This is a genomic window from Streptomyces netropsis, assembly GCF_014203545.1.
GTDB classification, from domain to species: Bacteria; Actinomycetota; Actinomycetes; order Streptomycetales; family Streptomycetaceae; genus Streptomyces; species Streptomyces netropsis.
The window spans coordinates 60633-83594 of record NZ_JACHJG010000015.1 but is presented as its reverse complement, the minus strand read 5'-3'; the positions used below and the strand labels follow the sequence as shown (position 1 = coordinate 83594).

The window sequence follows — 22962 nt, the reverse complement described above, 5'->3', positions numbered from 1 at the left end:
CGCTGCGCGGCGGTGTCCTCAAGCGCCGGACGGGCTGCTGTGCCGTGTCCTCGGACGCCGGACGTGCTTGGAGGCTGAGCTCAGCCCGAACCAGCCCGCTGGGGGTACCTCCCAGCGGTAGCCGGGGGAGCTTGAGGACGCGCCCGCAGGGGGCTCGCCGCCGCAGGCGGCCGAGACGACCCGCAGTCGAACGATCCGCCCGCCCGCGCGACGCGGCGTGAAGGGGGACCGGACCGAGCCGGCCGCGGACCTCGGACCCCCAGGGGCCCGGTAAGGCCAAGCGCCAAGGCGACCCCGTACGCCCCGTAGGATGGGCGTATGGCGAAGACCGGTACGACCACCCAGGGGCTGCGCGCGGCGATCGAGCGCAGCGGCTACTACCCGGCCCTCGTGGCCGAGGCGGTGGAGGCCGCCGTGGGCGGGGAGCCGGTCGTTTCGTACCTGGTCCACCAGGAGACGACCTTCGATTCGAACGAGGTCCGCCGCCATGTCACGGTCCTCGTCCTGACCGGCACCCGCTTCATCGTCAGCCACACCGACGAGCAGGCCGCCGACGCCACGTCGCCGTCCCCGTACGCCACCACCTCGACCGAGTCCGTGAAGATCGGCCGGATCTCCTCGGTCGTGCTCAGCCGCGTCGTCGCCAACCCCGAGTCGTACACCCCCGGCACCCTGCCGCGCGAGGTCGTCCTCACCATCGGCTGGGGCGCGGTCTCCCGGATCGACCTGGAGCCCGCCGCCTGCGGCGACCCCAACTGCGACGCCGACCACGGCTACACCGGTTCGTCCACCGCCGACGACCTGAGCCTGCGCGTCAGCGAGGCGGGCGACGGTCCGGACACCGTCCGCCAGACCCTGGCCTTCGCCCAGGCGCTCTCCGAGGCGACCGCGGCCACCGCCCGCTGATGGCACACCTGACGACGGCGGGCTCCGCCTGGCACGAGCCCGCCCCGCTCGACCCCCGCTCCGCCCCGCTCCCGCGCTACGGCACCGGCTCGCTCGCCGATCTGCTGCCCACCATCGCGTCCGGCATGGGCGTCCCCGGCCTGCCCGCCGGCATGGACCTCGCGTCCGCCGACCGGGTCTGCGTCTTCCTCATCGACGGTCTCGGCTGGGAGCTGCTGCGCGCCCACCCGGCGGAGGCACCGTTCCTGCACTCCTTGCTCGCCACGTCCATGAACGGCACCGGCGAGCCCATGACCGCGGGCTTCCCGTCGACCACCGCCACCTCGCTGGCCTCGGTGGGCACCGGTCTGCCGCCCGGCGCCCACGGCCTGCCGGGCTACACCGTCGCCGACCCCGCCACCGGAGCGCTGATGAACCAGCTCCGCTGGCGGCCGTGGACCGACCCGCACGTCTGGCAGCCGTACCCGACCGTCTTCCAACTCGCGGACGCCGCCGGGGTGCACACCTGCCAGGTCTCCGCACCCGACTTCCAGCACACCCCGCTGACGAAGATCGCACTGAGCGGCGGCACCTTCCACGGCCGGCTCTCCGGCGAGGACCGGATGGACCTCGCGGCCGACCGGCTCGCCGCCGCCGACCGCTCGCTCGTCTACACCTACTACAGCGAGGTCGACGGCAAGGGGCACCGCTTCGGTGTCGACTCCGACGAGTGGCGCGGCCAGTTGATGTACGTGGACCGGCTCGCCCAGCGGCTCGCCGAGCAGCTGCCGCCCCGCTCGGCGCTGTACGTCACCGCCGACCACGGCATGATCGACATCCCCTTCGACCCGGAGTCGCGCATCGACTTCGACGAGGACTGGGAGCTGCGCGCCGGGGTCGCCCTGCTCGGCGGCGAGGCCCGGGCCCGCCATGTGTACGCCGTGCCCGGTGCCGCCAACGATGTGCTCGCCGTGTGGCGCGAGGTGCTCGGCGAGCAGATGTGGGTGGCGGGCCGCGACGAGGCCATCGAGGCCGGCTGGTTCGGACCGCCCGGGGAGGGCGTCGACGACCGGGTGTACGCCCGGATCGGCGATGTCGTCGCCGCGGCCCGCGACGACATCGCGATCGTCGCGTCCGAGACCGAGCCGAACGAGTCCGCGATGGTCGGGCTGCACGGTTCCATGACGCCCGTCGAGCAGCTCGTGCCGCTCCTCGAAGTACGCACCTGACCGACCCGCCCCACCGCCCGCCCGCCGACGACCGAGACAAATGAAAGGCATTGGCTTTCCCATGCCCGAGCTGGTGTTCTTCTCCGGAACCATGGACTGCGGAAAGAGCACCCTCGCTCTGCAGATCGAGCACAACCGCTCGACCCGCGGACTCCAAGGGATGATCTACACCAAGAACGACCGCGCGGGTGAGGGAAAGCTGTCCTCCCGGCTCGGTCTGGTCACCGACTCCGTCGAGGCGGGCGAGGGCTTCGACTTCTACGCGCACATCGTCGGCCACATCTCCGCCGGCGGCCGCGCGGACTACGTCATCGCCGACGAGGCGCAGTTCCTCGCCCCGGAGCAGGTCGACCAACTGGCCCGCATCGTCGACGACCTCGAACTCGACGTCTTCGCCTTCGGCATCACCACCGACTTCCGCACCCGGCTCTTCCCCGGCTCCCAGCGCCTGGTCGAACTCGCCGACCGGATAGAGGTCCTCCAGGTCGAGGCGCTCTGCTGGTGCGGCGCGCGCGCCACCCACAACGCCCGTACGGTCGGCGGACAGATGGTCGTCGAAGGCGCGCAGGTGGTCGTGGGCGACGTCAACCAGCCGGAGACCGTGGTGGGTTACGAGGTGCTGTGCCGCCGTCACCACCGCCGCCGGCTGACGGCCGCCGCGGCCCGTGCCGCGGCGCTGTCGCCCGACGTCCTGCCGCTGGACCCCGTGGACGAGGCCGCTAACGCGTCGTCCGTAGGAGTGTGAAGACGGCCCCCTCTGGGTCCGCGACCGTGGCCACCCGGCCGGTCCGCCCCTCCTGGGGCGGCAGCAGCACCCGGCCGCCGAGCTCGCTCGCCCGCCGGGCGGCGGCATCGGTGTCCGTCACCTCGAAGTACGTCATCCAGTGCGGGCCCCGGCGACGTGGCAGGGCGGCCCCCACACCGTGGACGGCGGCGACCGGACGGCCGTCCACGAGCAGGGTGAGGTAGTCGGTGTCCAACGCGTCGGCCGACACCGTCTCGTAGCCGAAGAGGGCCTGGTAGAACTTCACGACGGCGGTCGCTTCATAGGTGATCAGCTCATGCCAGACCGGCGTGCCCGGCACGCCCACCAGCGCGGGGCCCACCAGCTCCTGGCCCTGCCAGACGCCGAAGGGCGCGCCCGCCGGGTCGGAGGCGAGCACGAGCCGCCCCGCGTCCTCCGCGGTCAGCGGGCCGACGCCCACCGTGCCGCCGGAACAGCGGATCCACTCCGCGGTCGCGTCCGCGTCGTCGCTCGCGAGATACGTCGTCCAGGTGGTCGACAGATGGCGGTCGGGCAGCAGTTCGCCGATCCCGGCCACATCGCGGCCGTCGATCGTCGCACGGACGTACGGGCCCAGTTGGCGTGGTCCGGGGCTGTAGTAGCTCCAGCCGAACAGACCACTGTAGAAGTCCTGGATAGCCTCCAGATCGTGCACCAGGAGGCTTGTCCAGCATGGGGTGCCTGGGGTGTGCCGAGCCTCCCCCTTGCTCTGCTGGGGGGACCCCCATACCTCGGTCATCGTCACTCTCTCCTCGGACCATCGTGGTGGCCGCGCGCCCGCGCCGGTCGGTGGCGCTCTGGATGGGACGGGGCCCGACCAGATGCTTGCACCACCTGTGGTGACGTACCCCCCGGCCGCGCCGGATTCCCCGAGTTCCCGCAGGAGAATGCCCGATTTCGCGCTGCGCATCCGTTTCGGCGTCAGGGGCGTCCAGTATCGATCAGCTTCGCGCGGTCTGGCCAGAGGGCCATTCGGCGCAACGCCGTCTACGCCAGAATGGCGGACATGGACGCCATCATCACCGCAGACCAACTCGCGAGCGCAGCGGCCGGAGACGGGCCGCCGACCCTCCTGGACATTCGCTGGCAGCACGGCCGGCCCTCCGGCCGCCCGGAGTACGAGGCCGGGCACCTGCCCGGCGCCGTCTATGTGGACCTGGACACCGAGCTCGCCGGGGCACCGGGGGAGACGGGCCGTCACCCGCTGCCGGACATCGCCGCGTTCGGCGCGGCGATGCGACGGGCCGGGGTGAGCCGGGACCGTGAGGTCGTCGTCTACGACGGCGGGCTCGGCTGGGCGGCGGCCCGCGCCTGGTGGCTGCTGCGCTGGACGGGACACCCGGCCGTACGGGTGCTCGACGGCGGGCTCGCCGCCTGGACGCGCGGGGGCGGTTCGCTGACCAAGGAGATCCCGCCGGTGGCGGAGGGCGACTTCGTCCCCGAGCCCGGCGCGCGGCCGATCCTCCTCGACGCGGACGGCGCGGCGGCGCTGGCCCGGCGAGGGCTGCTGCTGGACGCGCGGGCGGGGGAGCGCTACCGGGGCGAGGTCGAGCCGATCGACCGGGTCGCCGGCCACATCCCCGGCGCGGTGTCAGCCCCGACGAGCGAGAACGCGGCCGAGGACGGCCGTTTCCACCCCGCGGCGGTGCTCAGCCGGCGGTTCGCGGAGCTGGGCGCCACGGCGGACACGGAGGTGGGCGTCTACTGCGGCTCGGGTGTGTCGGCGGCGCAGCAGGTGCTGGCCCTCGCGGTCGCCGGGATCCCGGCGGCGCTGTACATCGGCTCCTGGAGCGAGTGGACGGCGGATGAGAAGCGTCCCGTGGCGACGGGCCCTCAGCCGGGCTGACCGCCCCCTCGCTGCTGGCTGAAAATAAGCCTGGCGGCCGCTGAAGCGGACGACGGATCCCCGTGGGGGAAACGAGCCGATCGGGCGGCGGCCATGTGGGTGAGCGAGCGCGTGAGCCGCCGTCATCTCCCCCATCGAAGCTGGGGAGATGACGGCGGCTCACCGCGGTCGGCTCATTCCTGTTTCTTGCGGCGGGTGCCGAAGACGATCTCGTCCCAGCTGGGTACCGCCGCCCGGCGGCCCGGCCGGACGCCGTCCGCCTCCGCCTGACGGTCCGTCGTGCCGGTCAGCCGGTCCCGGTGGCCGGCCACCGACCGCGGCATCAGCACATCCGCGTACGCGGCACCGGCGCTCGCCGCCGGTGCGGGCGGCTCGGCGGCCTCCGCCTCTTCGGGCGGTGCCTCGGCCGAGGCCGCGGGAGCCGACGACGGTGCCTCGGGCACCACCATGTCGCCACGGAAGCTGGGCACCGCTTCGAGCAGGCTCGTCAGGGTGTCCCGCTCCTTGACCGTCTCCTCGGCCGGGGGCGCGCTGTCCGCGTCCGACGGCGGGGGAGTCAGCTGCTGCCGGTCCAGTGACCGGTCCAGCGGTCTGTCGCGGGGCAGCCGGGCGATACGCGGGACGAACGGGAAGCTCGGCTCGGGCGTGTCATCGGTCTCGCCGATGAGGGCCCGCGCCTCGTCGTCCATCGCCTGGACGATCCGTCTGGGCGGGTCGTACGTCCAGCTCGCGGCGCGTGGCTCACCGGCCACGCGGTAGACGAGGAGGACCTCCCAGGTGCCGTCGTCGCGGCGCCAGGAGTCCCACTGCGCGGTGTCCTTCTCGGCCCCGCGCAGGGACATCCGCTCCGCCACGGCCTCACCGAGCTGCGGGCCGGTGTTCTCGCCGGGGCGGCGTACGGGTGTCTTGCGGGCCCGCTCGGCCATGAACGCGCGCTCGGCCAGTACGGGGCCCTCGAAGCGGCGGACACGCTCGACCGGGATGCCGGCGAGCTGCGCGACCTCCTCGGCGGAGGCACCCGCACGTATACGGGCCTGGATGTCTCGCGGGCGGAGATGACTCTCCACCTCGATCTCGATCTGTCCCAGACGGGCACGGTCGTTGCGCACCGCGGCGCGCAGGCGCTCGTCGATGGGAAGCGTGTACTCCGTGCTGTCCGCAGCCTTGAGCACCAGCCGTGTGCCGTCGTTGGAGACGGCCACGACACGCAGTTCGGGCATGGGGACCTCCCGGGTGGTGCCTGCCGACGTCACGTGCGTCGCTGCTTCCGCTAGTCGAGTGTGGCCTGCCCGGGTGCAGCCTGCCACAACATTGCCGAGTTGACGGGGCGAGTGCCGCCTGGGCCCCTCCCGTTGGGTCCGGGCAGCCGGACGGGATAACCGGGGCCAGGGCTCGCCACAGTACTCCATTTGGGCCACTGGGGGTGGATCGGCGCGCCATCGAAGTTCACCCCCGACAAGGGAGTTGAGTGCGCCCCTTCGTGTGTACGGCTGTCCCATAGGTGGCGAGGTTCACACAATCGCCCGAATCGGAACTGTTCGTTACGCTCGGAAGTCTGTCCTGTCTGTCAGAAGGAATGAAAGGGCTACACAGAGGCTGGAGATGGACGACAAAGGCGAAAGCGAGGCAAAACCGAAGAACAAGCGTCTGGAGCTGAGCGTCGCGCAGGTAGCCGGCAGCGCCTTGGCGGCGTGCATCGCCGCGCTGCTCGCGGGCAAGCTCGGTGTATACGGGACGATTATCGGTGCCGGTGTCGTCAGCGTGGTCGCCACTACCGGTGGCACGATCTTCCAGCACTTGTTCAAGCGCACCGGCGAGAAGATCACCGAGGCGACGGTCCAGGCGGCGAAGCCGAAGCTGCGCCAGGTCCCCGTGCGGGACGCCGGCCGAGCCATCGAGAACGCGGCCGGCAGAGCGGGCGGCGAAGGGCATAACGGCTGGTCCGGGCGTGACGCGGACGCGACGACCGTCATGCCCGCGGCCGACAGGGGCCGGCCCGGGATGCCGGATCCGGACCGTACGCGGCTGCTCCGGCAGGCCGAGGCGACCCAGATGCTGCCGGAGATCGACGCGAGTCAGGCGCTGCACCAGGCGGGCCCCTCGGCGGGAGCCGGGGCGCACGCGGGGGCGCACTCCGGCGCAGGCTCCGAACCGCACCCCGATCAGCATGCCGACACGTTCAGCGCCCCGTTCAGCGACCCGTTCAATGACACGTTCAGCGACGGCACGACCCACGGCACCCGGCTGCGCGGCTGGAAGCGCCCGCTGCTGGCCGCCGGTGCCGTCTTCGTCCTGGCCATGGGCACGGTGACCGCCGTGGAACTGGTCCAGGGCTCCAGTGCGGACGGCGGCGGCGGGACCACGGTCGGCCAGATCTTCCAGCCGCAGAAGCCGGAGAAGAAGCCCGACCGGACGCCTTCGCAGACGCCCGACCCGGGCCACTCGCAGGGCGGCGGCGGCCAGGAGAGCGGCACCGGCGGGTCGTCCCCGTCCCCCGACTCCTCCCGGCAGGGCGGCGGCGGTACGGACCACTCGTCGCCGGACCCGCAGACCTCGCCGTCCTCCGGCGGAGGCTCCACGCCGACCCCGAAGCCGACCCCGCCGACCGAGCCCAGCGGCACGCCGGACAGCGGCAAGGGCGACGACGGCGCCAAGGACGGCACCACCACCGGTGGCGCGGCCGGCGGCGGCGGTCAGACGCCCCCGCCGCCCCAGGGGCAGCAGAACGCCGCGGCCGGCGCGGGCTCAGGCTCCTAGGACACGCCGCAGGTAGTCGTTGCCGAAGACGCGCTGCGGGTCCAGCCGGTCCCGCAGCGCGCCGAACTCCGCGAACCGCGGATAGGCCCCGGCCAGATGGGCGGCGTCACGGCTGTGCAGCTTCCCCCAGTGCGGCCGTCCGCCGTGGGCCGTCATGATCTGCTCGGCGGCGGTGAAGTAGGCCCGGTGCGGGGTGCCCCGGTACGTGTGCACGGCGAGATAGGCGGTGTCCCGCCCGTAGGCGGTGGACAGCGGCACGTCGTCGGCCGGGGCGGTGCGCACCTCCACCGGGAAGCCGATCCGCAGGCCCGTGCGCTCGATCATCGCCCGTAACTCGCGCAGCGCCGCCACGGCGGCCTCGCGCGGCAGCGCGTACTCCATCTCCAGGAAGCGGACCCGGCGCGGGCTGGTGAAGACCTTGTAGGCGACGTCGGTGTACGTACGGGCGGAGAGGGCCCGGCCGGCGACCTTGGCGATGCCGGGGACGGCGGCGGGGACGGCCCGGCCCAGCGTGCAGACGGCCTGGAAGAGGCCGTTGGCCAGCAGCTCGTCCTCGACCCAGCCGCCGACGCGACCGGGCGGCGCCGCGGGGCCCGCGCTGCGGTTGTTGCGCTTGGTGGTGCAGCTGTCGGTGTGCGGGAACCAAAAGAACTCGAAGTGCTCGTTCTCGGCGATCAGCTGATCGAACTCGGCCGTCACCCGGTCGAAGGGCATCGGTTCCTCACGTGCTCTGAGCAGGAACTCCGGCTCCACCGCGAAGGTGATCGCGGTGATCACGCCCAGGGCGCCGAGCCCCAGCCGGGCCGCGGCGAAGACGTCCGCGTTCTCGCTCGCGGAGCAGGTGAGCCGCGAGCCGCCGGCCGTCACCAGTTCCAGGCCGGTGATCTGGGTGGCCAGCGAGGCCGAGTCGCGGCCCGTGCCGTGGGTGCCGGTGCTGACCGCCCCGGAGACCGTCTGCTCCATGATGTCGCCCATGTTGGCCAGCGACAGGCCGTGTGCGGACAGCGTCTCGTTCAACCGCCTGACCGTCGTGCCCGCGGCGACCGTCACGGTCCCGGCGGCGCGGTCGATCGCGTGCACGCCGGTGAGCCGGTCGGGGCGGATCAGCAGCCCGTCCGTGGCCGCGGCGGCCGTGAAGGAGTGACCGGTGCCGACCGCCTTCACCCGCAGGCCCTCGGCGGCCGCCTCGGCGACCAGGGCGGCCAGCTCCTCGGCGGAGGCCGGGGCCGCGGTCCGTTCCGGCCGGACGGTGACGTTCCCCGCCCAGTTACGCCACGCGCTGCTGCTCGTTCCCGTCGTCCGCTCCGTCATCTGCGACAGACCCTCCCCTTGCCTGCGGCATGGGTGCCCCCACCCGCTGCGGCGCCGGCCGGAGCCGGCGGTACCCGAGGAACGCGACCGCCGCCGCGAGCACCCCCGACACGCCGGCCACCGTGTACCCCGCCCCGGCCCCCGCGGCGTCGACCACCCAGCCGGCGGCCGACGACCCGAGCGCCACCCCGACCGCGAGCCCGGTGCTCGTCCAGGTCATGCCCTCGGTCAGCTTCGCGCGCGGTACATGCTGTTCGACGAGGGCCATCGTGGTGACCATCGTCGGCGCGATGGACAGGCCCGCGACAAAGAGCGCCACGGCCAAGAACGGCAGGTTCCCGACCAGTTGGAGGGGGATCATACTCACGGCCATCGCACAGACGCCCAGCAGCCAGCGGCGGGCCGGGTCGCCCTTCAGGTGCAGCAGGCCGAAGACCGCGCCCGCCAGGCAGGAGCCCAGCGCGTACACCGCGAGCACCACGCTCGCCGCGGCCTTGTGGCCCTCCTCCTCGGCGAACGCCACCGTCACCACGTCCACCGCGCCGAAGATGGCGCCCGTGGCGACGAAGGTCGCGACCAGCACCTGCAGCCCCCGCGAGCGCAGCGCGGAGCCGTCGCCGTGGTGGTCGCGGGGATGCGGCTCGGGCTCGGTGGCGCGCAGCGAGGTCAGCCAGAAGACGCCGACGGCCAGGAAGCAGCCGGCCAGCAGCGGGCCCGCCTCCGGGAACCACGCCGTGGACAGACCGATCGACAGGATCGGCCCGAAGATGAAGCACACCTCGTCGACGACGGACTCGAAGGAGTACGCGGTGTGCAGCTCCCGCTGCGAACCCCGGTAGATCGCCGCCCACCGGGCCCGCACCATCGAGCCCACGCTCGGCACACAGCCGCCACAGGCCGAGAAGAGGAACAGCGTCCAGTCCGGCCACCCCTGCTGCGCGCTGATCAGCAGCCCCGCGACCGCGGTGAGCGCCACCAGCGTCGCCGGGCGGAGCACCCGGCGCTGCCCGTGCCGGTCGACGAGCCGGGATATCTGCGGGCCGAGCACGGCTGCCGACAGCGCGAGCGTCGCCGAGAGGGCGCCCGCCAGCCCGTAGCGGCCGGTGAGCTGGGAGACCATCGTGACGATGCCGATGCCCATCATCGACAGCGGCATCCGGCCGAAGAAGCCGGCGGTGGAGAAGCCCTTGGCGCCGGGGGCGGCGAATATCGCGCGGTAGGGACTGGGCAAGGGTGACTCCGCGAGAAAGGACGGCCAGGGGCGGCTGGAGGAGGGCGCGCTGGGCGTAAGGGATGTAAGTGGCCGATACAGCTTACGCCGTACATGAGTGCGACGCACGGCCATTTCCTGCCTGTCAGTGCCGGGTGGCAGGATCGGACGCATGTCGGATCAGAGCCCCGCTGCCCCGTGTTCCCCTTACGACGCCCTGCTGCTGCTGTCCTTCGGCGGACCCGAGGGCCCGGACGACGTCGTGCCGTTCCTGGAGAACGTGACCCGCGGCCGGGGCATCCCCCGCGAGCGGCTCAAGGAGGTCGGGCAGCACTACTTCCTCTTCGACGGCGTCAGCCCGATCAACGCCCAGAACCGTGAGCTGCTCGACGCCCTGCGCAAGGACTTCGCCGACCACGGCCTGGACCTGCCGGTCTACTGGGGCAACCGCAACTGGGCGCCGTATCTGCCGGACACCCTGCGCCGGCTGACGCAGGACGGCCACCGCCGCGTCCTGACGCTGGCCACCAGCGCCTACGCCTCCTACTCCGGCTGCCGGCAGTACCGCGAGAACCTCGCGGACGCCCTCGCCGCCCTGGAGGCGGAGGGCCTGACGCCGCCGCGCGTCGACAAACTGCGCCACTACTTCAACCACCCCGGCTTCGTCCGCCCCATGGTCGACGCGACGCTGGCGGCGCTCGCCGAGCTGCCCGAGGGCGTACGGGAACAGGCACACCTCGCCTTCACCACGCACTCCATCCCGACCGCCGCCGCCGACACCTCCGGCCCGGTGGCCGGGCACGGCGACGGCGGCGCGTACGTCGCCCAGCACCTCGACGTCGCCCGGCTGATCGCCGAGGCGGTCCGCGAGGAGACCGGCGTCGACCACCCCTGGCAGCTCGTCTACCAGTCCCGCAGCGGCGCCCCGCACATCCCCTGGCTCGAACCCGACATCTGCGACCACCTGGAGAGCGCCCACGGCGCCGGGGTCCCCGGTGTGGTCATGGTCCCGATCGGCTTCGTCTCGGACCACATGGAGGTCAAGTACGACCTCGACACCGAAGCCACCGCCAAGGCCGCCGACCTCGGGCTGCCCGTCGCCCGCGCCGCCACCGTGGGCGCGGACCCGCGCTTCGCCGCCGCCGTCCGCGAGCTGGTGCTGGAGCGCGCCGCCACCGAGCGCGGCCGGTCGCCCGAGCGCTGCGCGCTGGGCGCCCTCGGCCCGGGCCACGACCTGTGCCCCGTCGGCTGCTGCCCGGCCCGCGCCCCGCGCCCCGCCGCCGCGGGCGCCGACAGTCCGTACGCATAGCCGCCGCGGGGCCCCGCCCGCGAGCGATCAGCAGTCCCCTACGCGTAAGTCCCGTACGCAGAGGAAAGACGCACCGAGGAGCACCGTGAACGACGTGTCCAACGCCCCGCTGAAGGCCGAACTCCTGGCCGTGGCCCTGGAGGCCGCCGACCGCGCCGCCGCGCTGCTGCGGGACGGCCGCCCGGCCGATCTCGGGGTGGCCGCGACCAAGACCAGCTCCATCGACGTCGTCACCGAGATGGACATCGCCTCCGAGAAGCTGATCACCGGCTTCCTCGCGGACCGGCGCCCGTACGACGGGGTGCTGGGCGAGGAGGGCGCCAGCAGCGACGGCACCAGCGGGGTGCGATGGGTCATCGATCCGCTCGACGGCACGGTGAACTATCTGTACGGGCTGCCGTCGTGGGCCGTGTCCATCGCCGCCGAGATCGACGGCGAGGCGGCCGTCGGCGTCGTCGCCGCCCCGATGCGCGGCGAGACGTACCGGGCGGTGCTCGGCGAGGGGGCGTTCGCCGGCGACCGCCGCCTGCGGGTGCGCCCGGCGCCGGCCCCCGACCAGGCACTGATCGGCACCGGCTTCGGCTACCTCACGGCCCGGCGGGCCGCCCAGGCGGAGGTCCTGCGGTCCCTCCTGCCGGAGGTCCGGGACATCCGGCGCGGGGGATCGGCGGCGATCGACCTGTGCGACGTGGCCTGCGGCCGGCTGGACGGGTACTACGAGCGCGGGCTCAACCCCTGGGACTACGCGGCGGGCGCGCTGATCGCCCGCGAGGCGGGCGCGGTGACGGGCGGCCGCCCCGGCGACCCGGTGTCCACGGAACTCACCGTGGCGGCCCCACAGGGCCTCTTCGAGCCGCTCCAGGCCCGCCTGGAAGAGCTGGGCGCCTGGCACGACTAGCCCTCCGGGCGGGTCCATGGGGGGCGCACCACCGCTGCGCGGCGGTGTCCTCAAGCGCCGGACACGACGAACGCCCCGCCGCCATACATGGCAGCGGGGCGCTCGGCCGTGGGGGTTCAGCCCGAAGGGCTCACGCGGCGGTGACCTCGACGCCGTGCTCGGCGGCCAGGCGGTGCAGGTCGTCCAGCTCGGCCTGCTCCACCTCGGCGAGGAACTCGTCGCCGGTCCGGCGGGCCTGGTCGAGGTCGGTCCGGGTGTTCTCTATGCGCTGCAGGATGCCAGCGGTGAACGCGTCCATGGTGCGGCGCCCTCTCGTCGTGGGTCGATGGCACGGGGGTGTGCCGACGGCGAAACGATCACGTGCGGTGTCCCTGCGGGTGGCGGCCGGTCGTGACGTGCCGCCACAAAGCGTGATCGCGGGTGTGCAGACGTCTTCCCCACCGCGATCCAAGCGGAAACCTGTGAACTTCAAGGAATCCGGAATCCCCGTCGTTCCGGCCATCCGGACCCCCCTTACGGCCGGTTTATCGACGTTCGAGGCAGGATGGACGGCGCACCCGTCAGGGGACTCACACCTGCCCACAGGGCCCAAGGAAAGGAACAGCGCCGTGCGCGTACTCGTCGTCGAGGACGAGCAGCTGCTCGCCGATGCCGTCGCCACCGGACTGCGCCGGGAGGCCATGGCCGTCGACGTCGTGTACGACGGAGCCGCCGCTCTGGAGCGCATCGCCGTCAACGACTACGACGTCATCGTGCTCGACCGGGACCTCCCGCTCGTCCACGGCGACGACGTCTGCCGCAAGGTCGTCGAGCTCGGCATGCCCACCCGCGTCCTGATGCTCACCGCCTCCGGCGACGTCAGCGACCGCGTGGAGGGCCTGGAGATCGGCGCGGACGACTATCTGCCCAAGCCCTTCGCGTTCAGCGAGCTGACCGCGCGTGTACGGGCGCTGGGCCGCCGCACCACCGTGGCCCTGCCGCCCGTCCTGGAGCGTGCCGGCATCAAGCTGGACCCCAACCGCCGCGAGGTCTTCCGCGACGGCCGGGAGGTGCAGCTGGCGCCGAAGGAGTTCGCGGTGCTGGAGGTGCTGATGCGCAGCGAGGGCGCGGTGGTCTCGGCCGAGCAGCTCCTGGAGAAGGCCTGGGACGAGAACACCGACCCGTTCACCAACGTCGTCCGGGTCACGGTCATGACGCTGCGCCGCAAGCTCGGCGAGCCCGCCGTCATCGTCACCGTGCCCGGCTCCGGATACCGGATCTGACGCCCTATGCCCACTCCTGCCACCCCCGCACCACCGGCGACCCCTCCCACGCCGCCGAAGCCCACCTGGGACCCCCGCCAGCCGGTCGTCAGGCCGTTCCCCTGGCTGCGCCCGACCATCCGGATAAGGCTCACCCTGCTCTACGGCGGGATGTTCCTGATGGCCGGCGTCCTGCTGCTGACGATCATCTATCTGCTGGCGGCCAATGCCTTGAGCGTCGGCAGCGAGCCGTTGATCAAGCTGATCGAGGGCAGCAAGGTCGAGGTGACCAGCGGCGCCTGCCCCGAGCTCAAGGCCCCCGGCCTCACCCCCGGCCAGGCCAACGACATCCTCAGCACCTGCATGGGCCACCAGCGCCAGGGGGCCCTGGAAGGCCTTCTGCGCCGCTCCCTGCTCGCCCTCCTCGGTCTCGCCGTCATCGCCTTCGCCTTCGGCTACGCCATGGCCGGCCGGGTCCTCTCGCCGCTCGGCAAGATGACCCGCACCGCCCGCCGCGTCGCGGGGACGGACCTGTCCCGGCGCATCGAACTGGGTGGGCCGGACGACGAGCTGAAGGAGCTTTCGGACACCTTCGACGAGATGCTGGACCGGCTGGAGCGGGCCTTCACCGCGCAGCAGCGGTTCGTGGCCAACGCCTCGCACGAGCTGCGCACCCCGTTGGCGATCAACCGGACGCTGCTGGAGGTCCATCTCTCCGACCCCGGCGCCTCGCCCGAGCTGCAGCAGCTCGGCAAGACCCTGCTCGCCACCAACGAGCGCAGCGAGCAGCTCGTGGAGGGCCTGCTGCTGCTCGCCCGCAGTGACAACGAGATCGTGGACCGCAAGCCCGTGGATCTCGCCGAGGTGGCCTCCCAGGCCCTCGACCAGGCCCGTGCCGAGGCGCAGGGCAAGGGCGTGGAGCTGCGGGGGACCCGGGAGCCCGCGGTCGTGCAGGGCAACGGCGTGCTCCTGGAGCGGATCGCGCTGAACCTCGTGCAGAACGCCGTGCGCTACAACACCCCCGACGGCTGGGTCGAGGTCACCACGCGGTCCCTGCCGGGCCAGGCGCTGCTGGTCGTGGAGAACACGGGGCCGATCGTCCCGGCGTACGAGGTGGACAACATCTTCGAGCCGTTCCGGCGGCTGCGCACGGAGCGCACGGGCAGCGACAAGGGCGTGGGCCTCGGTCTGTCGATCGTGCGCTCGGTCGCCCGGGCGCACGGCGGGCGGATCACGGCCGAACCCAGAGAGGGAGGCGGGTTGATCATGAGGGTTGTCCTGCCGACCTGAGAACTCTGCGAGAATAGGGCGGCCGAAGGTTCGCTTTGGGCGGAATTTTCACGTTCCGGCCATCGCTGTCGGTATGTGTGATCGATCACATGCGCAAACTTCCGGCCATCTACTCTCCGTGATCGATCAGGCTGCCGGAACGCCGGAAAAATGGGGGTTTCCGGGGGTCCTGATCACGGGAAGTACAGGTGATGGCGCATCCGCATGCGTCGTCCGGACCGTGTACGGTCCCGTTCGCCATCCATCCCCATCACCTCTTCAGGTGTGCGGTTGGGTGTCGATTGAGTAACAGACCTTGATGTGAGGCAAAATCTCCGCCTCAGGTCGGGCACAAGTCCGGCCTCTCACGCGTTACGTGCGCTGGAGACACCGCAGACACCCAGAGGGGGAGAGCGACATGGCAACGGACTACGACACCCCACGCAAGACCGACGATGACGTCAACGAGGACAGCATCGAGGAACTCAAGTCCCGGCGGAACGACAAGTCCGCGTCGACGGTCGACGTCGACGAGTTCGAGTCCGCCGAGGGCATGGAGCTGCCCGGCGCGGACCTTTCCAATGAGGAACTGTCCGTCCGGGTCCTGCCCCGGCAGGCCGACGAGTTCACGTGCATGAGCTGCTTCCTCGTGCACCACCGCAGTCAGCTGGCCCGCGAGAAGGACGGCCAGCCGATCTGCCGCGACTGCGACTGAGGACCGGGTCTGCCATGGCAGGCTCGACCCCGTTCCGGAAGCGACGCTCCCGGCAGCCCGAATTGACCACCGGGCCGGCCGAGGGCGTCGCGCGGCAGGATGCACCCGCATCCGGCGAAGCGGTCGACGCGAGCGTGGAGCGGGGCCGCACGGCCTCGCTCGCGGCCGCGGTCGGCCGTGGGGCCAAGAAGGGCGGCCGGGGGGTGAGGGCGGGTCTGACCGCCGTCACCGAACGGATCATCGCGAACGCCCCGCGCATCCCGGTGCGCGACCTCGCGACCCTGCGCGAGCAGTTCCCGGGCCTCGGCCCGGAGCAGCTCGCCGACAAGCTGGTGGCCGGTGCCGCGTACGGCACGTCCACCGTGGGCGCCGGCGTCGGCGCGGCGGCGATGCTGCCGGTGCCGCCCGCCATGCCCGCCGAGCTGGCGACCGAGATCGTCGGCGTCGCCGCCGTGGAGTTCAAGCTCATCGCCGAGCTCCACGAGGTCTACGGGCTCCGGGCACCGGGAAGCCTGCGCCAGCGGGCGACGGCCTATCTGGGCGCCTGGGCCGAGGAGCGCGGCATCGACGTGACCTCCCCCATGACCCTCAACGCGGCCCTCGGCGGCCAGCTGAGGCGCGAGCTGCGCCAGCAGGTCCTCAAGCGCACGTTCCGCAATCTGCCGAACCTCACGCCCTTCATGATCGGCGCGGCCGTCGGCGCGGCGATGAACCGCCGCGACACCAAGAGGCTCGCCGAGAAGGTGCGGAAGGACCTGCGCAGCAAGCAGGTTCCCTGGGACGCGCTGCCCGACGCCGGCCGAACCGGCCTGCCGCCCGCCCAGGAGCATCCGGGGACGGGGTGACCCCCTCGGGCCGTCGAGTCGCCCTTCGCCCGTCAGCCGGGCCCCTGGGGCCCTTCCGGGGCGGTCGTGGGACCGTCCCGGCGGGCCCGCTGCGGGTCTCAGGCCCGTACGGCGGTGAGGGCGGCGGCCAGGCGCTCGGGGGAGCGGGTGGAGAGATAGACGTACGGGGTGGGGTCGGCCGGGTCGACGACCTCGATCCGCACCGCGGTGCGGACGTAGCCGCGCAGCAGCATGAAGGCGCGGGTGTCGGCCTTGTGCGTCCGCCAGGCACGGGCCTCCTCCGCGTCCAGCACCTCCGGCACCCCCAGCGCCTCGACGGGGATCCGGGCGTCGCCCGCGACCAGCGCGCCGCCGACCACCCGGATCCGCGCGGACCCGTAGGAGCTGACCGCGACGGCGGCCAGCGCGCTGCCGCCGACCAGACCGCACACCAGCGGCAGCGTGCCCAGCGGCAGCAGGATCAGTGCCATGGCGATCCCGACGAGAACCGCGATGAACCACCAGGAACGGGGCGCGGTCAGGCGTTCTTCGTAAGGCTGCATAAGCCCAAGCTTGGCACGGCCGGGACCGGGTGCCCCCGGCGCGGGTAAGGTCAGCCCCTGTGAGTGGAAGAACGACAGCGCTGACGCCCCCGGACGACGCCGGGCCGCCGGTGCGGCACCCCGACGCCCCCGCGCCCGGAGAGATCATCGGGTCGCACTACGAGTACTGCTTCGGCTGCGGCCCTTCGGTGCCGCACGGCCTGCACCTCGAGGCACGGGCCGGCGAGGGCGTGCGGGTCACGGCCGAGTTCCGGGTCAAGGAGGCCCACCAGGGCGCACCCGGTCTCGCGCACGGCGGAGTGCTGGCCACGGCGCTGGACGAGACGCTGGGCGCGCTGGGCTGGCTGCTGCGGGTGATCGCGGTGACCGGCCGGCTGGAGACGGACTTCGTCCGCCCCGTCCCCGTGGACACGGTGCTGCATCTGGACGCCGAGGTGCTCGCGGTGCACGGCCGCAAGATCTACTGCACGGCCACCGGCCGGATCGGCGGCCCCGAGGGGCCCGTCGCGGTGCGCGCGGACGCGATGTTCGTCGAGGTCAAGATCGACCACTTCATCGAGAACGGCCGCCCGGCCGAGATCAAGGCCGCTCTGGCCGACCCCGACCAGGTGAAGGTCGCGCGAGCTTTCGAGGTGAACCCGTGATGCGCAGTCCCCTTGACGTGTTGATCCGCCGAGTGGACCCGGAGGTGCCGATTCCCGCCTACGGCCACCCCGGCGACGCCGGCTGTGATCTCGTCACCACCGAGGCCGCGGTGCTGGCCCCCGGCGAGCGGATGGTGCTCCCCACCGGGGTTTCCATCGCACTGCCGGACGGGTACGCCGCCTTCGTGCACCCGCGTTCGGGACTCGCTGCCCGGTGCGGGGTCTCCATGGTCAATGCCCCGGGGACCATCGATGCCGGGTACCGTGGAGAGATCAAGGTGATTGTGGTCAATCTGGACCCGCGCGAGAGTGTGCGGTTCGAGCGGTTCGACCGCATCGCCCAATTGGTTGTCCAGCAGGTCGAGAAGGTCCGCTTCCACGAGGTGGCGGAGCTTCCCGGCTCGGCGCGGGCCGAAGGGGGCTTCGGGTCCACCGGTGGCCACGCTGCCGTGGGGAATGGATTCGCTTCGGTCGCCCGCGACCGGGAAGGACAGTGACGTGTTCGGTCGTCGCCGCAAGCAGAGCGAGGACGCCGTCGACCAGGTCGACGGTGTGACCTCCGAGGAGTCGGCTGAGGACTCCCTCGCCGACGAGTCCGCACAGGACACCGCGGCCGAGACCCGGGTCCGGCTGGAGCCGGAGCCGCGCCCCGACGGGCCGTGGGACATCGCAGAGGTCCGGGAGCCCGGCGAGGGCCGGGTGGACCTGGGCGGACTGTTCGTGCCCGGGGTCGAGGGCATGGAGCTGCGGGTCGAGGTCGCCGGTGACGCGATCGTCGCCGCGACCGTGGTGCTGCGCGACAGCGCCGTGCAGCTGCAGGCCTTCGCCGCCCCCAAGCGCGAGGGCATCTGGCACGAGGTACGGGACGAGATCGCCGGCGGCATCACCCAGCAGGGCGGTGTCGTGGACGAGGTGCAGGGGCCGCTCGGCTGGGAGCTGCGGGCCCAGGTGCCGGTGACCCTGCCGGACGGGACCAACGGCGTACAGCTGGTGCGCTTCGTCGGCTGCGACGGACCGCGCTGGTTCCTGCGCGGGGTGATCTCCGGCCAGGGCGCGGTGCAGCCGCAGACCGCCGGGCTGCTGGAGCAGATCTTCCTCGACACCGTCGTCGTGCGCGGCGACTCCCCGATGGCGCCGCGCGACCCGATCGTGCTGAACCTGCCGGACGACGCGCAGATGGTGGCCGAGGGCCTGCAGCAGGAGGAGCCCGAGAGCTCGCGCTTCGCGGGCGGCGTGGACCGCCTCCAGCGCGGTCCGGAGATCTCCGAGATCCGCTGAAAAACGCTCGTCAAGCGGCTGGATCAAGTCGTTCCGCTGGGCCGCAACCCCTTTCCGGGGTTGCGGCCCAGCGGCGTTTTCGCAGGTCCGCGCCGCGCGCGTATGAATCTCGTCAAGGGCGCGCTAATGGCCGTAAGGGAGGCGTCAACGGACCGCACGCGGGTCGACAAGAGAGGTTTCCTTCAGAGGTCCGTTCATATCCGAACCCTCTAGGAGCACACGATGGCCGACGTGGCCTTCGTCGTCACCACGATCGCGGTCTTCGCGCTGGTGGCTCTCGTCGCCAAGGGGGTGACGAAGCTGTGACCATCGAGAACGTCGTCGGTCTGGTCGTGGCCGTCGCCCTGCTGGGCTACCTGATCCTCGCCCTCGTTTTCCCGGAGAGGTTCTGAGCACAGATATGAGCCCCGTTCTCTCCGGAGTCCTCCAGCTCACCGCCCTCGTCGCGGCGCTGGCACTGGTCTACCGCCCGCTGGGCGATTACATGGCCCGCGTCTACAGCTCCGAGAAGCATCTGCGCGTCGAAAAGTGGATCTACCGCTCGATCGGCGCCGACCCCGACGCCGAAATGCGCTGGCCCGCCTATCTCCGCGGCGTCCTGGCCTTTTCCTTCGTCGGCGTGCTCTTCCTTTATCTGCTCCAGCGGATTCAGGGGATCCTGCCGGATTCGGTCTCGCTCGGCTTCACCGCGATCAGCCCGGACCAGGCCTTCAACACCGCCGCCTCGTTCGTCGCCAACACCAACTGGCAGTCGTACTCCGGCGAGCAGGCCATGGGCCACGCCGTCCAGACGCTCGGCCTCGCCGTGCAGAACTTCGTCTCCGCGGCCGTCGGCATCGCCGTCGCCGTCGCGCTCGTCCGCGGCTTCGCCCGCTCCCGCACCGGCGAGCTGGGCAACTTCTGGGCCGACCTGGTGCGCGGCACCGTCCGCGTCCTGATACCGATCTCCGTGGTCGGCGCGCTGGTGCTCGTCGCGTGCGGCGCGATCCAGAACTTCGCGGGCATCCACGAGATCGGCCGGCTGACCGGCGGCACCCAGCAGGTCAACGGTGGAGCCGTGGCCTCGCAGGAGGTCATCAAGGAGCTGGGCACCAACGGCGGCGGCTACTTCAACGCCAACTCCTCCCACCCGTTCGAGAACCCGAACGCCTTCACCAACCTCTTCGAGATCTTCCTGATCCTGGTCATCCCGTTCGCACTGACCCGGACCTTCGGCAAGCTCGTCGGCAACGTGAAGCAGGGCTACGCGATCCTCGCCACGATGGGTGTCATCTGGCTCGGCTTCACCGCCCTGATGATGTGGACCGAGTTCGCAGGCCACGGCGCCGCGCTCGAAGCGGCCGGCGGCGCGATGGAAGGCAAGGAGCAGCGCTTCGGCGTCGGCGCCTCCGCGATCTTCGGGGTGGCCACCACCCTGACCTCGACCGGCGCGGTGGACTCCTTCCACTCCTCGTTCACCGGCTTCGGCGGCGGCATCACGCTGCTCGGCATGATGCTCGGCGAGATCGCGCCCGGCGGCGTCGGCTCCGGCCTCTACGGCATGCTCGTCATGGCGATCATCGCGGTGTTCATCGCCGGTCTGATGGTCGGCCGTACGCCCGAGTACCTCGGCAAGAAGATCGGCACCCGCGAGATCAAGCTCGCCGCGTGCTACATCCTCATCACCCCGACGCTCGTGCTCGGCTTCACCGCCCTGTCCATGGCGCTGTCCGGGCCGCCGGAGTCCATGCTGAACACCGCGGCCAACTCGGTGGACGGCAGCGGGGCGCACGGCTTCTCCGAGGTCCTCTACGCCTTCACCTCCGGCGCCAACAACAACGGCTCCGCGTTCGGCGGCCTGAACGCCAACACCCCCTGGTACAACACCACGATCGGCCTCGCCATGCTGCTCGGCCGCTTCCTGCCGATGGTGTTCGTCCTGGCGCTCGCGGGCTCGCTCGCCGAGCAGAAGCCGGTGCCCGAGACCGCGGGCACCCTGCGCACCGAGAAGCCGCTCTTCGCCGGGCTGCTCGTCGGCGCGATCCTCATCATCACCGGCTTGACCTACTTCCCGGCACTGGCCCTTGGCCCGATGGCGGAGGGACTCTCATGAGCACGACCACCCCCGTACGTACCGCCCCCGGAGAGACCGAGGAGAGCAACTCCCCGGGTTCCGAGGAGCACGGGCGCGTCTCCGGTGGCCTCTTCGACCCGGCGCAGCTGGTCAAGTCGCTGCCCGACGCGTTCCGCAAGCTCGACCCGCGGGTGATGGTCAAGTCGCCCGTCATGTTCGTCGTCCTGATCGGCTCGGTGGTCACCACCCTGCTTGCGGTCAAGGACCCGGGCGACTGGTTCGGCTGGGCGATCACCGTCTGGCTGTGGCTGACCGTCCTGTTCGCCAACCTCGCCGAGGCCGTCGCCGAGGGCCGTGGCAAGGCCCAGGCCGACACGCTGCGCAAGGCCAAGACCGACACGGTCGCCCGTCGGCTGAACGGCGGCGTCGAGGAGTCGGTGCCCGGCACCGAGCTGCGCGTGGGCGACCTGGTCGTCTGCGAGGCCGGCGACATCATCCCCGGCGACGGTGACGTGGTCGAGGGCGTCGCGAGCGTCGACGAGTCCGCCATCACGGGCGAGTCGGCGCCGGTCATCCGCGAGTCCGGCGGTGACCGGTCCGCGGTCACCGGCGGTACGAAGGTGCTGTCCGACCGCATCGTCGTCAAGATCATGACGAAGCCGGGCGAGACCTTCATCGACCGGATGATCAACCTGGTCGAGGGCGCCGCCCGGCAGAAGACGCCGAACGAGATCGCGCTCAACATCCTGCTCGCCTCGCTCACCATCGTCTTCCTGCTCGCCGTCGTCACCCTCCAGCCCTTCGCGATCTACGCGGGCGCCGAGCAGTCGATGATCGTGCTCGCGGCCCTGGTGGTCTGTCTGATCCCGACCACCATCGGCGCGCTGCTCTCCGCGATCGGCATCGCGGGCATGGACCGCCTCGTCCAGCGCAACGTGCTGGCGATGTCGGGGCGCGCGGTCGAGGCGGCCGGCGACATCTCCACGCTGCTGCTCGACAAGACCGGCACCATCACCTACGGCAACCGCCAGGCCGCCGAGTTCGTCCCGGTCAAGGGCACCACGGCCGCCGAGGTGGCCGATGCCGCCCAGCTCTCGTCGCTCGCCGACGAGACGCCGGAAGGCCGTTCGATCGTCGTCCTCGCCAAGGAGAAGTACGGCCTGCGCGAACGGCACGAGGGCGAGCTCGTCGGAGCCGAGTGGGTGCCGTTCACGGCCCAGACCCGGATGTCGGGCGTCGACGTGGACGGCAGGAAGGTCCGCAAGGGCGCGACCGGTTCGGTCGTCGCCTGGGTCGAGGAGCGCGGCGGCCGGGTCGCCGAGGACACCCAGAAGCTCACCGAGGAGATCTCCCAGGCGGGCGGCACGCCGCTGCTCGTCGCGCTCGAGGACGACAAGGGGGCCCGCGTCCTCGGTGTCATCCACCTCAAGGACGTCGTCAAGGAGGGCATGCGGGAGCGGTTCGACGAGCTGCGCCGCATGGGCATCAAGACCGTCATGATCACGGGTGACAACCCGCTGACGGCCAAGGCCATCGCCGAGGAGGCGGGCGTGGACGACTTCCTCGCCGAAGCCACCCCCGAGGACAAGATGGCCCTCATCAAGCGCGAGCAGGCGGGCGGCAAGCTCGTCGCGATGACGGGCGACGGCACCAACGACGCCCCCGCGCTGGCCCAGGCCGATGTCGGCGTGGCCATGAACACCGGTACCTCGGCCGCCAAGGAGGCCGGGAACATGGTGGACCTGGACTCCAACCCGACCAAGCTGATCGAGATCGTCGAGATCGGCAAGCAGCTCCTGATCACCCGGGGCGCGCTCACCACCTTCTCGATCGCCAACGACGTCGCGAAGTACTTCGCCATCATCCCGGCGATGTTCGCGGTGGTCTACCCGGGCCTGGACAAGCTCAACATCATGGGCCTGGCCTCGCCCGAGTCCGCGATCCTCTCGGCGGTCGTCTTCAACGCGCTGGTCATCGTGGCGCTGGTGCCGCTCGCCCTCAAGGGCGTGCGCTACCGGCCGATGAGCGCGGACAGCATGCTCCGGCGCAACCTCACCGTCTACGGGCTGGGCGGGCTGATCGCGCCCTTCATCGGCATCAAGATCATCGACCTGCTCATCTCCCTCATCCCTGGCATCGGGTGACG

23 protein-coding genes are annotated in these 22962 nt (G+C 71.8%); 17 read left to right on the top strand and 6 right to left on the bottom strand.

Annotated features, from left to right (window positions below; translation table 11 throughout):
- Positions 1-318: 318 nt before the first annotated feature.
- From FHS38_RS29050 to FHS38_RS29040, 3 genes are all read left to right on the top strand, one after another.
- Positions 319-906, top strand: coding sequence for a DUF5998 family protein (locus FHS38_RS29050; protein ID WP_130881792.1), 588 nt, complete (start codon positions 319-321; stop codon positions 904-906).
- Positions 906-2114, top strand: coding sequence for an alkaline phosphatase family protein (locus FHS38_RS29045; protein WP_184738560.1), 1209 nt, complete (start codon positions 906-908; stop codon positions 2112-2114). Before FHS38_RS29050 ends, FHS38_RS29045 begins: the two co-directional genes overlap by 1 nt.
- A 61-nt stretch (positions 2115-2175) precedes the next feature.
- Entirely contained in the window at positions 2176-2859 is a 684-nt protein-coding gene (locus FHS38_RS29040; RefSeq protein ID WP_184738558.1) for a thymidine kinase, read from the top strand.
- Here the strand turns inward: FHS38_RS29040 and FHS38_RS29035 are convergent.
- Positions 2834-3637 carry a VOC family protein gene (locus FHS38_RS29035; RefSeq protein WP_184738556.1) on the bottom strand — a complete coding sequence of 268 codons (804 nt, stop codon included), beginning with the start codon at positions 3635-3637 and terminating at the stop codon, positions 2834-2836. The two genes, FHS38_RS29040 and FHS38_RS29035, sit on opposite strands and share 26 nt — an antisense overlap.
- 267 nt (positions 3638-3904) lie before the next feature.
- Between FHS38_RS29035 and FHS38_RS29030 the strand changes: the two genes are divergently transcribed.
- Positions 3905-4744: a sulfurtransferase gene (locus tag FHS38_RS29030; protein ID WP_184738554.1), complete on the top strand. Its 840-nt coding sequence runs from the start codon at positions 3905-3907 to the stop codon at positions 4742-4744.
- A 173-nt stretch (positions 4745-4917) separates the two neighbouring features.
- On the opposite strand, the gene sepH is transcribed toward FHS38_RS29030, so the two are convergent.
- The gene (gene sepH, locus FHS38_RS29025) at positions 4918-5997 is read right to left on the bottom strand and encodes a septation protein SepH (RefSeq protein ID WP_184738552.1); all 1080 of its coding nucleotides are present in this window, start codon (positions 5995-5997) and stop codon (positions 4918-4920) included.
- Positions 5998-6346: 349 nt separating this feature from the next.
- Here sepH and FHS38_RS29020 point away from each other — a divergent pair, with 349 nt between their 5' ends.
- Positions 6347-7501 carry a hypothetical protein gene (locus tag FHS38_RS29020; protein WP_184738550.1) on the top strand — a complete coding sequence of 385 codons (1155 nt, stop codon included), beginning with the start codon at positions 6347-6349 and terminating at the stop codon, positions 7499-7501.
- Here the strand turns inward: FHS38_RS29020 and FHS38_RS29015 are convergent.
- Complete coding sequence (locus FHS38_RS29015) at positions 7490-8812, bottom strand: D-arabinono-1,4-lactone oxidase (protein ID WP_184738547.1); 1323 nt, start codon at positions 8810-8812, stop codon at positions 7490-7492. The genes FHS38_RS29020 and FHS38_RS29015 overlap by 12 nt on opposite strands.
- A complete protein-coding gene (locus FHS38_RS29010) occupies positions 8769-10043 on the bottom strand; it encodes an MFS transporter (RefSeq protein ID WP_184738545.1) in 1275 nt (424 codons plus the stop codon). The genes FHS38_RS29015 and FHS38_RS29010 overlap by 44 nt, the downstream gene beginning before the upstream one ends.
- Before the next feature lie 151 nt (positions 10044-10194).
- On the opposite strand from FHS38_RS29010, the gene FHS38_RS29005 reads away from it, so the two are divergent.
- Both FHS38_RS29005 and FHS38_RS29000 read left to right on the top strand, forming a co-directional pair.
- Entirely contained in the window at positions 10195-11331 is a 1137-nt protein-coding gene (locus FHS38_RS29005; protein WP_184738543.1) for a ferrochelatase, read from the top strand.
- A gap of 85 nt (positions 11332-11416) precedes the next feature.
- Positions 11417-12229, top strand: a complete 813-nt coding sequence (locus tag FHS38_RS29000; protein WP_184738541.1) for an inositol monophosphatase family protein — start codon at positions 11417-11419, stop codon at positions 12227-12229.
- 130 nt (positions 12230-12359) lie between these two features.
- Here the strand turns inward: FHS38_RS29000 and FHS38_RS28995 are convergent, their stop codons facing one another.
- The gene (locus tag FHS38_RS28995) at positions 12360-12527 is read right to left on the bottom strand and encodes a hypothetical protein (RefSeq protein ID WP_165451696.1); all 168 of its coding nucleotides are present in this window, start codon (positions 12525-12527) and stop codon (positions 12360-12362) included.
- 310 nt (positions 12528-12837) lie between these two features.
- On the opposite strand from FHS38_RS28995, the gene FHS38_RS28990 reads away from it, so the two are divergent.
- From FHS38_RS28990 to FHS38_RS28975, 4 genes are all read left to right on the top strand, one after another.
- Positions 12838-13491, top strand: coding sequence for a response regulator transcription factor (locus FHS38_RS28990; RefSeq protein ID WP_184738539.1), 654 nt, complete (start codon positions 12838-12840; stop codon positions 13489-13491).
- A gap of 6 nt (positions 13492-13497) precedes the next feature.
- Positions 13498-14760, top strand: coding sequence for a sensor histidine kinase (locus FHS38_RS28985; protein ID WP_184738537.1), 1263 nt, complete (start codon positions 13498-13500; stop codon positions 14758-14760).
- Positions 14761-15157: 397 nt separating this feature from the next.
- Positions 15158-15454, top strand: a complete 297-nt coding sequence (locus FHS38_RS28980) for a DUF4193 domain-containing protein (RefSeq protein WP_130881781.1) — start codon at positions 15158-15160, stop codon at positions 15452-15454.
- Between the two features lie 14 nt (positions 15455-15468).
- On the top strand, positions 15469-16299 hold the full coding sequence (locus FHS38_RS28975) for a hypothetical protein (RefSeq protein WP_184738535.1): 831 nt from the start codon (positions 15469-15471) through the stop codon (positions 16297-16299).
- Between the two features lie 98 nt (positions 16300-16397).
- On the opposite strand, the gene FHS38_RS28970 is transcribed toward FHS38_RS28975, so the two are convergent.
- The gene (locus FHS38_RS28970; protein WP_184738533.1) at positions 16398-16841 is read right to left on the bottom strand and encodes a DUF3093 domain-containing protein; all 444 of its coding nucleotides are present in this window, start codon (positions 16839-16841) and stop codon (positions 16398-16400) included.
- Positions 16842-16900: 59 nt separating this feature from the next.
- Between FHS38_RS28970 and FHS38_RS28965 the strand changes: the two genes are divergently transcribed.
- The 6 genes from FHS38_RS28965 to kdpB all read left to right on the top strand — a co-directional run bounded on the left by FHS38_RS28965 (position 16901) and on the right by kdpB (position 22960).
- Positions 16901-17485 carry a PaaI family thioesterase gene (locus tag FHS38_RS28965; protein WP_184738531.1) on the top strand — a complete coding sequence of 195 codons (585 nt, stop codon included), beginning with the start codon at positions 16901-16903 and terminating at the stop codon, positions 17483-17485.
- Entirely contained in the window at positions 17485-17982 is a 498-nt protein-coding gene (gene dut / locus FHS38_RS28960; protein ID WP_184738529.1) for a dUTP diphosphatase, read from the top strand. The genes FHS38_RS28965 and dut overlap by 1 nt, the downstream gene beginning before the upstream one ends.
- A 1-nt stretch (position 17983) precedes the next feature.
- Positions 17984-18763 (top strand): DUF3710 domain-containing protein, encoded by a 780-nt coding sequence (locus tag FHS38_RS28955; RefSeq protein WP_184738527.1) that lies wholly within the window; start codon positions 17984-17986, stop codon positions 18761-18763.
- Between the two features lie 302 nt (positions 18764-19065).
- On the top strand, positions 19066-19155 hold the full coding sequence (kdpF, locus tag FHS38_RS28950) for a K(+)-transporting ATPase subunit F (protein ID WP_130881776.1): 90 nt from the start codon (positions 19066-19068) through the stop codon (positions 19153-19155).
- Between the two features lie 8 nt (positions 19156-19163).
- Positions 19164-20855: a potassium-transporting ATPase subunit KdpA gene (gene kdpA / locus FHS38_RS28945; RefSeq protein ID WP_184738525.1), complete on the top strand. Its 1692-nt coding sequence runs from the start codon at positions 19164-19166 to the stop codon at positions 20853-20855.
- Positions 20852-22960 (top strand): potassium-transporting ATPase subunit KdpB, encoded by a 2109-nt coding sequence (gene kdpB, locus FHS38_RS28940; RefSeq protein ID WP_184738523.1) that lies wholly within the window; start codon positions 20852-20854, stop codon positions 22958-22960. The genes kdpA and kdpB overlap by 4 nt, the downstream gene beginning before the upstream one ends.
- Positions 22961-22962 lie beyond the last annotated feature (2 nt).

Excerpts from the sequence above, each read along its gene's own strand:
- FHS38_RS29050 (WP_130881792.1), top strand. The coding sequence starts at position 319 with ATGGCGAAGACCGGTACGACCACCCAGGGGCTGCGCGCGGCGATCGAG.
- FHS38_RS29045 (WP_184738560.1), top strand. The coding sequence starts at position 906 with ATGGCACACCTGACGACGGCGGGCTCCGCCTGGCACGAGCCCGCCCCG.
- FHS38_RS29040 (WP_184738558.1), top strand. The coding sequence starts at position 2,176 with ATGCCCGAGCTGGTGTTCTTCTCCGGAACCATGGACTGCGGAAAGAGC.
- FHS38_RS29035 (WP_184738556.1), bottom strand. The coding sequence starts at position 3,637 with ATGACCGAGGTATGGGGGTCCCCCCAGCAGAGCAAGGGGGAGGCTCGG.
- FHS38_RS29030 (WP_184738554.1), top strand. The coding sequence starts at position 3,905 with ATGGACGCCATCATCACCGCAGACCAACTCGCGAGCGCAGCGGCCGGA.
- FHS38_RS29020 (WP_184738550.1), top strand. The coding sequence starts at position 6,347 with ATGGACGACAAAGGCGAAAGCGAGGCAAAACCGAAGAACAAGCGTCTG.
- FHS38_RS29015 (WP_184738547.1), bottom strand. The coding sequence starts at position 8,812 with ATGACGGAGCGGACGACGGGAACGAGCAGCAGCGCGTGGCGTAACTGG.
- FHS38_RS29005 (WP_184738543.1), top strand. The coding sequence starts at position 10,195 with ATGTCGGATCAGAGCCCCGCTGCCCCGTGTTCCCCTTACGACGCCCTG.
- FHS38_RS28995 (WP_165451696.1), bottom strand. The coding sequence starts at position 12,527 with ATGGACGCGTTCACCGCTGGCATCCTGCAGCGCATAGAGAACACCCGG.
- FHS38_RS28985 (WP_184738537.1), top strand. The coding sequence starts at position 13,498 with ATGCCCACTCCTGCCACCCCCGCACCACCGGCGACCCCTCCCACGCCG.
- FHS38_RS28980 (WP_130881781.1), top strand. The coding sequence starts at position 15,158 with ATGGCAACGGACTACGACACCCCACGCAAGACCGACGATGACGTCAAC.
- FHS38_RS28975 (WP_184738535.1), top strand. The coding sequence starts at position 15,469 with ATGGCAGGCTCGACCCCGTTCCGGAAGCGACGCTCCCGGCAGCCCGAA.
- FHS38_RS28970 (WP_184738533.1), bottom strand. The coding sequence starts at position 16,841 with ATGCAGCCTTACGAAGAACGCCTGACCGCGCCCCGTTCCTGGTGGTTC.
- dut (WP_184738529.1), top strand. The coding sequence starts at position 17,485 with ATGCGCAGTCCCCTTGACGTGTTGATCCGCCGAGTGGACCCGGAGGTG.
- kdpA (WP_184738525.1), top strand. The coding sequence starts at position 19,164 with ATGAGCCCCGTTCTCTCCGGAGTCCTCCAGCTCACCGCCCTCGTCGCG.
- kdpB (WP_184738523.1), top strand. The coding sequence starts at position 20,852 with ATGAGCACGACCACCCCCGTACGTACCGCCCCCGGAGAGACCGAGGAG.